We start from the raw sequence: 11,629 nt of genomic DNA on the forward strand, positions 1-11,629 counted from the left end.
CGTGACCGACACAATACGGTCATGAACATCGCTGAGCTCCTCATCGAGGCCTATTCCCGCATCCCCGACGGCGTGGCCCGGGTGCTCGACGGCCTGGACGACGCCGCCCTCGCGGCCCGGCCCGACGCCGAGGCCAACTCGATCGGCTGGCTGCTGTGGCACATCGCCCGCAGCCAGGACAGCCAGGTCTCCGCGGTCGCGGACCGGGAGGAGCTCTGGTTGGCCGATGGTTGGGCCGAGCGGTTCAGCCTGCCGTTCGACGATGCCGCCACCGGCTACGGCCAGACCAGCACGGAGGTCGGGGCCTTCCGGGCGGACGCGACCGACCTGCGCGGCTATCTCGGCGCCGTGCACCGGGCGACGACAGAGTTCCTCGCCACGCTCGCGGAGGAGGATCTCGACCGCATCGTCGACGAGTCCTGGAACCCGGCCGTCACGCTCGGCGTCCGTCTCGTCAGCATCGCCGCCGACGGCCTCCAGCACATCGGCCAGGCCGCCTACGTGCGCGGGATGTACGAGCGGCGCTGACCGTCAGGTCCTCACCGGTGCCCGCGCCGGGGAGGCCGCTAGCCGAGGAGCGTCTCGCCGATGTACCCGCCCTCGGCGCACCCGAGCGGGACGGCGAAGACGGCAGAGCCCATCGGGGTGGCCCACCGGTCGAGCAGGCCGAGTAGGAGGGCGGCGGCGGTGACAACGCACCGGAGCGTGGTGGTGCCGAGCCGGCGGGCGCTGCTGGCCACGGGGTGCTCCGGCGCGACGGGATCACCTGCACCGATACCCCCGGCGGTATTGATGTCCGAAATCGTCGGTCCGTCGCCGAGGCCGGTTCTGACGCCATGTGATCCGAGATCCTGCGGCTCTTGTCCTGGGCCGTCGACCGGCCCACACTGGAGTCGTCAGACAGGGGACTGGGGGCACCACCGTGTCCAGGACAGTCAGGGTTGCGGCCACCCGCGCCGGCACGGATCGTGCCGGCGGCGGTGCCTCTCGCCGTGGCGGACGGCCGTGAGCGAGCTCCGCGTCACCCTCCTCGGCCCGTTCGCCGCCCGGGACGGCCCCCGCCCGCTGCCCACCCCGGTTCTCCGCAAGGCCCAGGACCTGCTCGCCCTGCTCTTCCTCGCGCCGGGCCACACGCTGCTGCGGGAGACCGTGACGGAGACCCTCTGGCCGGAAGCCGGGTCGGAGTCGTCCCGGAAGTCGATGCGTCAGGCGCTGTGGCAGGTCCACCGCGCCGCCGATGCCACCGACGGCGTGCGCCTCGTGGTCGGGGACGGTGACGCCGTGCGCATCAACGGGGACCGTGCCGTGTGGGTCGACGTCGTCGAGTTCACCGATGCCGTCCGGATCGCGCAGGAGGCCGACCGTCGGGCGATCGACGACGACCGGCTCGCCGCGCTGGCCGGTGCGGCGGACCTGTACCGCGGGCCGCTGCACGTCGGGTGTCTCGACGAGTGGTGCCTCGTTCCGCGCGCCCGCCTCGAGGACCGGTGCCTGACGCTGCTGGACCGGCTGAGCCGCGAGCACGAGCGGCGGGGCGACCTCGATGCCGCCGTCGGGTGGACGCAGCGGCTGCTCGAGATCGAGCCCGCGCACGAACGCAGCCACCGCCGGCTCATGCGGCTGTACTACGAGGCGGGGGACCGCACCCGCGCCCTGCGCCAGCTCCGTCAGTGCCGGGCGGTCCTCGAGTCCGAGCTCGGGGTGCGGCCCGCCGCGAGCACCGAGGCGCTCGGGGCGACGATCCTGGCCGATGCCGGCCCGGTCCGCGACGACGACGTCCGCGGACGTGCCTGGGCCGAGGACGCCGCGCTCGCCGCGATGCGGGCGGAGCTCGCCGCCCTGCGCCGCAGCGTCGAGGTGATCGGCGAGCGGCTGCGCCCCCCCGGCTGAGCGTCCGAGGTCCGCGCCGGCCGAGACACCCGGGCGCCCGTGGACGCGACCCGCGAGAAGACGTGGCGCAGACGCCACGGAGACGGTCTGCAGACTCCCGGTGGGCACGATCCTGCTCAGGTTGACCAGCTCACCGGGGAGCAGACGTGGCATGGCGGACCAGCCAGCGGACGACGGCGGTGACCCACCCGTGGTCGCGCGGTCCTTCCTGGTCCGGGCGCTGCTGGAGGACGGCCCGTGGCGGTGGCACGGCTTCGTCACCGACGTGGAGACCGGCGCGCGGCGCGAGTGGCGCCGCCCCGGTGACGTCGCCCGCTTCGTCGACCGCCAGCTCGCCGCCGTCGGCGCGGGCCTCGTCGGCACCGCACCCGCGCTCCCGCGCTTCCTCCTCGGCCCGCCCGACATCGTCGGCCCGCGGGGCCTTCCCGGCCCCCACGACCTTTCCGCTCCGCCGTTCTTCGCCGGGTTGACCATGGCCTCGCCCACGCTCACCGACGTCGTCACGGACATGCTCGCCGTGCTGGCCGCCCGGCTGCCCGCGACCCCGCCGGCCGTCCCGGACGCCAACGTCACCCTCGAACAGGTCACCGAGAAGACGGTCGGCCTGGGCGAGCACATCGGGACGCAGCAGAGCGGGGCGATGGGGGAGTCGACGCTGCGGGGCGGCCGGCTGGACGCCCGCGTGCGGTTCCAGCTCTGGGCCCCCAGCCCGGGGGACGTCGACGCCGCCATGCTCAGCCTGCACGAGACGCTGCTGGACGACTCCCAGGCGCTCTACACCGCCGGATTCCTGAAGTTCTCCGCCGCCGACACCACTCTCGCCGAGCCCGTCACCACCATCCCCGCCTGGCGCAAGACCAGCAGCTACGCCGTGCTCTACGAGTACCGCTACACCGCCGACGACGACGCGGCCGGCCTCATCGCCCGCATCCCGGTCACCACCGACCACGGTGACGAGTCGGCCCCCACGACCGAGACGCAGACCCTCACCGATGCCCTGGTGCGCTGGGACGAGGAGGGGGCCGGGCCGCTCGTGGTGCGCGGGCCCCGCACCGTCTCCCACGTCAGCGCGCTCGCCTGGGTGCCGGGCCCCGCCCTGGGCGGCACCGTCACGTTCCACCGCGCGGGCGCGGCCGGGGCACCCACCGTGTTCCCCGACCTCGACACGTTCCTCGCCGCCACCACCGGCGCGGAACCCACCCACACCGACGCCGAGGTGACGCTCGCTCCCGCGGCCGCCCTCGCGGCGCTCGGCCCCCCGGTACCCGGCCCGAGCCTGGGTGACTGGGACACGGACGGCACCGTCGACGCCTACACCGGCACCGACCGCCGCCTCGACGCACCGATCGTGCTCGCCTCGGCGGCCGACCGGTTCGAGATCCGCTACACCCCACCGGCGGGCCCCGTCCCGGGACTCGACCAGACCGCCGTCGTCTACCTGAGGGTCGGCCGGCCGTGAGAGCGGCGGGCGCCCGGTGGTGCGAGGAGTCGGAGGAGAGGAAGTCATGACCGAACTAGTCCTGCCCGGCGTCTTCATCGAGGTGCGCCCCGAGGGCCTCATCGTGCCCGGCGCCATCACGGTCGGGAACCTGGGGGTGGTCGGCACCGCGGCCAAGGGCCCGGTCGGCGTCCCCCGGCTGCTCGGCAGCTACAGCGACGCACTCGCCACGTTCGGCGCCTACGACCCCTGGGTCGACGGCGCCTCCGGCGAGCTCACGCTGACCCGCGCACTGGAACAGGCGTTCCGGTTCGGCGCGACCACCGTGTGGGCCGTGCGGGTGGCCGCCGCGGCCGTCGCCACCGCGGGCCTCGACCTGGCCTCGGCCGGCGGCCCGAACGTCCACGTCGCCGCCCGCTGGCCGGGCACCTGGGCCAACGGCCTCACGGTCGAGGTCTCGACGGCCGACGCCAACGCCCTGGTGCGCGAGGAGGTCGTGGCCGGCGCGCCCCCCGTGCTCGCGCACCTCCCCGTCATCCCGTCCGCCGTCAACCGCGTCGTGGTGCGCCCCGGCGGCGGTGGTGCCGACACCGTCGTGCCCATCGTGTACGACGCCGCACCGAGCCCCACCCAGGTGGGCGTCACCACCGCGAGCGGTGCCCTGACGTTCGGCACCGCGCCCGCCGTCGGTGACACCGTGCTCGCCACCTACATGGTGGACCGGTCGGCGGCCGTGAAGGTCACCGTCAAGCTGGGTGTGGCCGTCGAGGAGGAGTTCGACGTGGTCTCCGGCGACGACCTCGTCGCCGACCTCGAGGCCGACTCCACCCTGGTCCGGGCCACCCCGCTCGCGAACGCGGCCGAGGTGCCCGACGCCCTGGTCCCGACCCCGTTGGGCGGCGGGGCGAACGGTGCGGACGACCCCACCGGCGCCCTGCACGCGGGTGGGCTCGACGCACTGCTCGGCGTCGACGCGCACATCGTGGTCGCCGCCGGTCAGGACTCCACCCGGGTCGGCGACGACCTCGCCGCCCACTGCGCCGTCGCATCGAACAACGACAACAAGCGAGAGCGGGTCGCCGTCGTCGGCACCGCCCTGGAGCCCGATCGCGCCGACTTCGTCCAGGACGCCTCCGCGCACTCGCTCAACAGCGACCGGGTGGTCCTGGTGGGCCCGGGGTTCGTCACCGACGACCGCGCGGTCAGTCCACCGCCGAAGGTCACCCTGCCGGGCGCCTACACGGCGGCCGCCGTCGCGGGCCTGCTCTCGGCCCAGGCGCCGCACATCTCCCTGACGAACAAGGTGCTCGCGGTGGAGGCGCTCGAGCACGACCTCTCCAGCGCCGAGCTCAAGCAGCTCGTGCTCAGCCGGGTCCTCGCCGTGGAGAAGCGGCAGGGGTTCCGCCTGGTGCGGGGCATCACCACCTCGACGAACACCGCATGGCGGCAGATCACCACGCGGCGCATCGTCGACTACGCCAAGTACGGGGTGCGCAGCTCCGCCACGCCGTACATCGGCCTCCTCAACAACGAGCGTGTGCGCGGTGCCCTGCGCGCGACGATCAACAACTTCCTGAACGGGATGGTCCTCGACGAGCTCCTGGCCCCGCAGAACGGCTACCGGCTCGACGTCCACGCCACCCGGGACGACGAGATCCGTGGCATCGCCCGCGTCGACATCTTCCTGCGGCCCACGTTCAGCATCGACTTCATCCAGGTCACGATGTTCCTCGAGTAAGGACTCCTGATGGCACTGACAGAGGTATTCACCGGAAAGCACGGGACGCTGACCCTGGCCAGCGAGGACACGCCCGAGGGCGCCGATGCGAAGAGCGTCGTGGACACGTTCGCGATCCAGACCGTCGGTCGCCTCACGGACGTCACCGTCACCGTGGACACGGCGCTGAAGGAGTTCTACGAGGTCGGCCGGCGCCACCCCGTCTCGCTGAGCCCGGGGGACATCCGGATCGCGGGGACCGTGGGCCGGGCGTACGTCAACGGCGCCCTGCTCATGCTCCTGATGGGCCGCGGGTCCGCCCCGACGGCGGTCGCCGAGCCCTACGTCCAGCCCGCCTTCTCGATCACGCTCGTGCTCGCGGACCCGGCGCGGCCCACGAGCTCCCTGACGCTGGAGATCTCCGGCGTGAAGTTCGAGAACTGGCGCTACACCCTGCCCGAGGACGACTTCGTGGTGGAGAACCTGCGCTTCCGCGCGCTGACGATCCGCGTCCTGGACCGTGAGGGCGGGGCCGACGGCGGTGGCGGCGAGGCCACCCCGACCGACGTCGCCTTCGCCTGACCGGGGCCCGACATGACGCTGACCGCGGAGGACCTGCTGGCCGGCAGCGCGTTGACCCACGAGGTCGCGCTGCCGCCGGGGGGCCCGGCCGGGACCCTGACGATCCGGCCGCTCACCGTCCGGGACGTCCAGCTCGTCGCGCACGCGGCGAAGGACGACCGGGAGCTCGCGGCCGGGCTGATGATCGCGCGCGCCGTCGTCGAGCCCCCGCTCACGCCGGAGCAGGCGGGCCGGCTCCCCGCGGGGCTCGCCCGGTTCCTGGTCGACACGATCAACGAGCTCAGCGGCATCGAGACCCCGCGGGACCGCCTGGCCGAGCTCGTCCAGGCGCCGCTGGCGAAGGCGTGCTTCGTGCTCGCCGACGAGTTCGGCTGGACGGCCGAGGACGTCGCCGGCATGACCATCGGGCAGATCCTCATGTACCTGGAGATGTCCGGGCGTGCCGCGGAGGTCGCATGAGCACCGACCGCCCCGCCGACCCTCGGCCCGTGCCGCGGGTCGGGCCGTCGGCGCTCACCGCCGGGGCGCCACCACTGGCTGCCGCCGGAGCGCCGCGGGCCTGGTGCCGGGCCACCGTGCGGGCCACCCGGGCGGTGCCCGAGCTCGACGCCCACCTGCACGCCGTGTGCGCCCCACCGCCCGAGCCGCCCACGGTGCTGCCCGGCCCACTGCTCGGCCGCAGCCTGCGGGAGTGCCTCGACGGCGCCCTCGCCGGCCGCGAGGACGGCGCGGGTGCGGCGACCGGCGACCCGGGGGGCCACCGGACCGACGAGTACGCCCGACGCGGCTCGACACCCGGGCGACCCGACCCGGCGTCGCGGCCGGGCACCCCGCGACACCCCCGCACCGCACCCGACCCGGCCCGGCCCGAGCCCGGGCGACCGGGCGGGCGCGCACCGCACGCCCCGGCACCGCACGGGCCCCGCGAGCCGGCGGCAGACGGGGGGAGGGGCACGCCGTCCGGCGCGGGCGGGAGACGACGGCCGCCACCCCTGCCGGACGACGGCTGCCCGCCGATCGCCCGCCTGCGCGAGCTGGCCGGCGCCGACCCGGCGGACGCGGCCCGGCGCACGGTGCGCCGGGTGCATCGGCACGGCACCTCGACCGCGGCGATGACCGGTCAGGAGGCGGCGGCGGAGGAGTTCCTGCGCGGTGCCACCGACCGGGTGGCGCGACGGCTCGGCGCCACCGGACCGACCGACCTCGACCGGGTCCCGGTGCGGACCCCGGCCCCCGCGGGCGCCGACGCCCTGCTGCGCCGCGCCCTGACCCACCCGGCCGCCCGCGGCGGCGCGGACCACGGCGGCACGGACCACGGCGGCACGGACGACGGCGCCGGGTCGGGAGGGAACGAGGCGGAGGGCGCGGGACGGCGCGGGACCGGCCCGGCTGGGGGAAGCGGCCGGTCGGGCGGGACCGCGGGCACCGGCGCGGCCGGCATGACGGCCACCGGCCGCGCGCGTCGGGGCGACCGCGGGACCGACCTTCGCAGCGACCGTGGAGACGACCACCGGGTGACCGAGGTGCGCGACCACCCCGCTCCCGACCGCCGGAGCCGGCCGACGCCCGACCGGTCCGGGCACCTGCCACGGACGTCGGGCGGGCTCGGCCCGCACCCCGCCCGCACCGCCCCGCCCACCGACGACGACGGCACCGGTCGCCTCAGCCGGTTCGCCGAGCAGCCGCCCCGCCCCGCCCGCCTGGTCGACCTCGCCGGCGAGACCGGCGCCGTCGGGCGCGAGGAACCACCCCGCTCACCCCTGGGCGCCGACCTCCGCACGGCCGCGGACAGCTCCGCCGCCGGCGGCATCGGCGGCGCCGTGCCCGCGACCTCCGCCCCCGAGCTGGAGCGACTGCTCGATCGCGTGCTGACCGACGCCGCCCGCCGCCACGGGATCGAGGTGTGACATGCGCCCGATGCTCGCCGGCGCCGAACTGCCGCAGGTGCAGGACCTGGAGACCGACGACCTGCGCGCCGTCGCCGAGCACAAGGCCCCCGGCAAGGACGGCTCCATGCTGCAGAACCTCGGACGTGCCCCCACCGGGGTGACCGTGCGCGGGGTCGCCTCCGACCCGGCGGCGCTCGACGTCGTCGACCGACTCAAGGCGGACCTGCGCACCGGGCAGCCGGTCGCGTTCGTCGCCGACATCACCGACGGCACCGGCATCGAGCAGGTCCTGGTGGACGACCTCCAGGTGCGCCAGCTCGCCGGCCGGCCCGACGCCTACGCCTACGTCCTGACCCTGCGCGAGTACGTCGAGCCCGTGGAGCCCGCCGACACCGCCGCGCTCGAGGTCGACATCCTCGGCGAGGCCGGCGACCTGCTCGGCGACGTCCTCGACGGGCTCGACATCGCCCTGCCGTTCTCCACCGGGCTGGACGCCTTCGTCGCGCCCCTGACCGGCCTGCTCGAACGGCTGCGGACCTTCCGGGAGGCCATCGGGGGCTGAGAGCCGCCACCGGCGCCACCCGGCGCCGGACCACCACGACAAGGGAGCGCATCATGGCCGAACCGAACCTCTTCGAGGAGCTCAAGGCGGTCCTCGCGGACTTCAAGGCATTCCTCGACGACAACGTCGCGACGATCAAGCCCGCGATCCAGGCGATCGCCTCGTTGGTCCCGCAGGTCAACGAGCTCATCGACCTGCTCGTCGACCTCCTCACCAAGCTCAAGACCGAGCTGAAGAACCTCGACGTCGGGGCGATCCCGGGCCTCGGGGAGGTCGCCGAGTTCACCGGGAAGATCCCGGCCTTCCTCGACGCCGCGAAGAAGATCCTGCCCGACGAGGCGGCGAGTATCGACTCCATCGCCGACGTCGCCTCCGTGGTCACCGGGCTGCCGTCCGTCGAGGCCGTCAAGGCCGAGCTGCTCAGCCTCATCGACGCGATCACCGCCCACCTGAACTCGCTCAAGGCCTGACCGGGGTCGCACCGACGCGCACGGGAGGAGGTGACACCGTGGTCAGACCGATGCTGGGCGACCTCGAGCTCGAACAGGTCCAGGTCGTCCAGACCGATGAGGACCAGTCCGTCGTGCGCCACCGGGTGCCCGCGCTCGAGGGCGACTTCCTCCAGGACCTGGGCCGGCGCGGTGCCCGTCTCGTCCTCACCGGGGTGCTCACCGCGCCCGAGGTCAAGGAACACCTGGCGGAGCTGCGGACGCGCTTCCACGCCGGCGACCCCGTCGCGTTCGTCTCCGACATCAGCTCCGCCACCGCCGTCGACCAGGTCCTCATCGAGCGGATGGACGTGCGCGAGCTCGCCGGGCGCCCCGCCGCGTTCGAGTACCACCTCACCCTGCGCGAGCTCACCGAGGCGACCCTGGTGGGCAGCACGGAGATCGTGATCCCCCCACCCCCACCGCCCCCGGTGACCGAGGGGCGCCTCTCCGTCACCGTCGTCGTCGAGGGCGACCCGGCCTTCGACATGGACCGGGTCCGCGTGAGCGTCCGCGGCACCGAGGAGAAGACCGGCACCCCGCTCGACCGGGTGCTGACCACCCGCATCCGGCCCGACACCTGGTTCGAGGACCCGTTCCCGGCCGGGCGGTACACCGCCGAGGCACTCGTCGACGACGACCGCACCCCCACCGGGCAGCACGAGGTCCTCACCGGCTCCGCGGAGGTGCGCGTGGTGGAGGGGGCGACGGCGTCGGCCACCATCGTGCTGCGGCGCGGGGCGAGGATCGGCACCGTCTTCGTCATCACGTTCCACTTCGACAAGGCCTTCGTCGAACCGTGCGAACGGGGTGTCCTCGCGCAGGTGATCGGCTACTCCGCCGCGCACCCCGACGAGCGGCTGCTCGTCGTCGGGCACACCGACCGCACCGGCGGCGACGACTACAACCAGGCCCTGTCCGAGCGTCGCGCCCGCGCCACCTTCGCCATGATGACCTTCGGCACCAGCGCCGCGGCCGCCGACGCCGCCGTCGCGGAGTGGGACGAGCAGCGCCGCACCCGCCCGTTCGGGACGATCACCACCGTCAAGGACACCTGGGGCACCCGCGAGTACCAGTTCATGCTGCAGGACCTGGGCCGCTACCTCGGCAACGTCGACCCCGACCCCGCGCACACCGACGACGACCCGGCGCTCACCGACGCCGCCGTCCGCCAGTTCCAGACCGACCACGGCCTCGTGCCCGACGGCGTCGTCGGCGACGCCACGTGGCCCGTCCTGATCCGCGAGTATCTCGCCCACGACGCCCTCAGCCTCGACACCGCGCGCCTGATACCCGACGCCGCCGACGGGTGCGACGCCGGACCGCTGCGATGGATCGGCTGTGGCGAGCAGGACCCGGTGGACCGCAGGCCGACCGCGTGGCGGCCCAACCGGCGCACCGAGCTCATGTTCGTCAAGGAGTCGGTCATGCCCGCCCAGGTGCCCAAGCCGATCACCCTCGACCAGGTGCCCGACGGCGCCGGCGGCGGCGACTGGTGCCTCGACGACGGCACGGCCACCGCCGTGCACGACTTCGTCGTGCCGTGGCCCGAGTCGTGCCCCACCCCGCCGCAGCCGCGCTGGTGCCGCACCCCCGTCGAGCCCGAGACCCACGAGGTGGTCGGCCGCATCACCTTCTCCGACGGCACCCCCTTCGCGAACCGGCCCTACGTACTCATGGCCGCCGACGGGGAGTACCTCGGTGGCGAGGTACCGGCGACCACGCCACCCACGCACGCCGGGGTCCCGATCCGCCGGAAGACCGCTGCCGACGGCGGCTTCACCTTCCCGGGACCGACGCCGCACAAGGGGCCCGGCACCTATGTGGCGTTCGTCGACGGACCGTTCCTCCTGCGCACCGCCGCCCAGACCCTCACCGACGTGCGCGGCAACGCCACGTGCTTCCGCTACGACGGCGTCCCGGTGCACCTTCTCGTCGTCGACAAGGCGGTGGCGACGGTGGTGCCGACGATCACCGGGCCCGACGTCGTCATCGTGCGCAAGCCGCACACCAACCCCGCCCGCCGCCCCGTCGTGCTGCGCACGCCGGCGTTCAGCGGGAGCGGGCTGCTCGAGCGCTCGCACGACTCCGTCGCGTTCTTCGACGCAGTCGCCGGGGGCACCGAGATCCGCTTCGACGGCGCCGACAACGTCTTCACCGCCGCCCGGCTCGCCGCCGGGGTCACGCTCTTCACCGAGGGGCGGACCGCCGGCGCCGCCGTCGGCGACGTCGTCCTCACCCTGACCCTCACCGTGGGGGGGACGCCGGGCCTCGTGGCTCGCCACCCCATGACGTCCGTCGAACTGTTCCTCGACCTGCACGCCAGCCGCACGGCTGGCGGCACGGACCCGGCGGCGCTGTCCGAGGCGGCGAAGATCGACCCGGGCCGGTTCGTCCAGGTCCAGGATGCCGGCAACCACGCCGGCCGGGCCATGCTCACCGTGCGGCAGGCGCAGCCGGCAGCCTTCGCCGGCACGCTCACCCTGACCCCCCTCGACGCTCGCACCCGCCTCTTCGCCGCCGCGGACGAGGTCGCCGGCGCCGGGCAGGCGGTGGTCCCCACCCCCGTGCTGCTGCCGAACGCGGGCGTGCCCGTGGCGGGTACCCGGTTCTGGGTCGAGGGCGCCGCCGTCAGCGGCGGCCTGCGGGACGCCGTGCTCCAGCTCGGCGTCGACGCCCTCGAGCCCGACGGCGACCGGGCCCAGGTCACCGTCGTCGAGCTGAGCAACCTCTCGATGACGATCCCGGGCACCGCCGCGCACACCGCCCGCCTGGGCAACTCCCCGGTGCCGCCGCACGTCGTCCCCGGCACCGCCGTGCCGGTCCCCGCGAACTTCGCCGAGAACCCCACCGTGAACCCGCCCGTCCCGCTCCTGGAGAACTCGGTGCGCCCCGCCGCGCCCATCACGCTCACCGTGGCGGTGCGGCCCGCCGGGACACCGGTGCTGTGGAGCGTCCAGCGGGCAGCCGGCATCCCGGCCGTCGACGGCGGCGACGACGCGCAGGCCATCGTCGACCTCCACGGTGCCGGCACCGTCCCCACCCTCGTGCAGGACGCCGGCA

11 protein-coding genes are annotated in these 11,629 nt (G+C 74.7%); 10 read left to right on the forward strand and 1 reads right to left on the reverse strand.

The window, feature by feature from the left end; translation table 11 throughout:
* Nucleotides 1-21: 21 nt before the first annotated feature.
* Nucleotides 22-528 carry a mycothiol transferase gene (locus ACYC1Z_RS04870; RefSeq protein WP_461408416.1) on the forward strand — a complete coding sequence of 169 codons (507 nt, stop codon included), beginning with the start codon at nt 22-24 and terminating at the stop codon, nt 526-528.
* A 38-nt stretch (nt 529-566) separates the two neighbouring features.
* Here ACYC1Z_RS04870 and ACYC1Z_RS04875 read toward each other — a convergent pair whose 3' ends face one another.
* On the reverse strand, nt 567-740 hold the full coding sequence (locus tag ACYC1Z_RS04875; RefSeq protein WP_461408417.1) for a hypothetical protein: 174 nt from the start codon (nt 738-740) through the stop codon (nt 567-569).
* A gap of 265 nt (nt 741-1,005) precedes the next feature.
* On the opposite strand from ACYC1Z_RS04875, the gene ACYC1Z_RS04880 reads away from it, so the two are divergent.
* The 9 genes from ACYC1Z_RS04880 to ACYC1Z_RS04920 all read left to right on the forward strand — a co-directional run.
* Nucleotides 1,006-1,890 (forward strand): AfsR/SARP family transcriptional regulator, encoded by an 885-nt coding sequence (locus ACYC1Z_RS04880; RefSeq protein WP_461408418.1) that lies wholly within the window; start codon nt 1,006-1,008, stop codon nt 1,888-1,890.
* A gap of 151 nt (nt 1,891-2,041) precedes the next feature.
* Complete coding sequence (locus ACYC1Z_RS04885) at nt 2,042-3,349, forward strand: hypothetical protein (RefSeq protein ID WP_461408419.1); 1,308 nt, start codon at nt 2,042-2,044, stop codon at nt 3,347-3,349.
* 46 nt (nt 3,350-3,395) lie between these two features.
* Complete coding sequence (locus tag ACYC1Z_RS04890) at nt 3,396-5,066, forward strand: phage tail sheath C-terminal domain-containing protein (RefSeq protein ID WP_461408420.1); 1,671 nt, start codon at nt 3,396-3,398, stop codon at nt 5,064-5,066.
* 9 nt (nt 5,067-5,075) lie between these two features.
* Nucleotides 5,076-5,627 carry a hypothetical protein gene (locus ACYC1Z_RS04895; protein ID WP_461408421.1) on the forward strand — a complete coding sequence of 184 codons (552 nt, stop codon included), beginning with the start codon at nt 5,076-5,078 and terminating at the stop codon, nt 5,625-5,627.
* A 12-nt stretch (nt 5,628-5,639) separates the two neighbouring features.
* On the forward strand, nt 5,640-6,086 hold the full coding sequence (locus ACYC1Z_RS04900; RefSeq protein ID WP_461408422.1) for a hypothetical protein: 447 nt from the start codon (nt 5,640-5,642) through the stop codon (nt 6,084-6,086).
* Nucleotides 6,083-7,534 carry a hypothetical protein gene (locus ACYC1Z_RS04905; protein WP_461408423.1) on the forward strand — a complete coding sequence of 484 codons (1,452 nt, stop codon included), beginning with the start codon at nt 6,083-6,085 and terminating at the stop codon, nt 7,532-7,534. Before ACYC1Z_RS04900 ends, ACYC1Z_RS04905 begins: the two co-directional genes overlap by 4 nt.
* 1 nt (nt 7,535) lies before the next feature.
* Nucleotides 7,536-8,078 carry a hypothetical protein gene (locus ACYC1Z_RS04910; RefSeq protein WP_461408424.1) on the forward strand — a complete coding sequence of 181 codons (543 nt, stop codon included), beginning with the start codon at nt 7,536-7,538 and terminating at the stop codon, nt 8,076-8,078.
* 53 nt (nt 8,079-8,131) lie between these two features.
* Nucleotides 8,132-8,548 (forward strand): hypothetical protein, encoded by a 417-nt coding sequence (locus tag ACYC1Z_RS04915; protein ID WP_461408425.1) that lies wholly within the window; start codon nt 8,132-8,134, stop codon nt 8,546-8,548.
* 38 nt (nt 8,549-8,586) lie between these two features.
* Nucleotides 8,587-11,629, forward strand: a 3,043-nt coding sequence (locus tag ACYC1Z_RS04920) for a peptidoglycan-binding protein (protein ID WP_461408426.1), incomplete at its 3' end; no start/stop codon positions are given.

It is taken from the genome of Georgenia sp. (assembly GCF_054605595.1).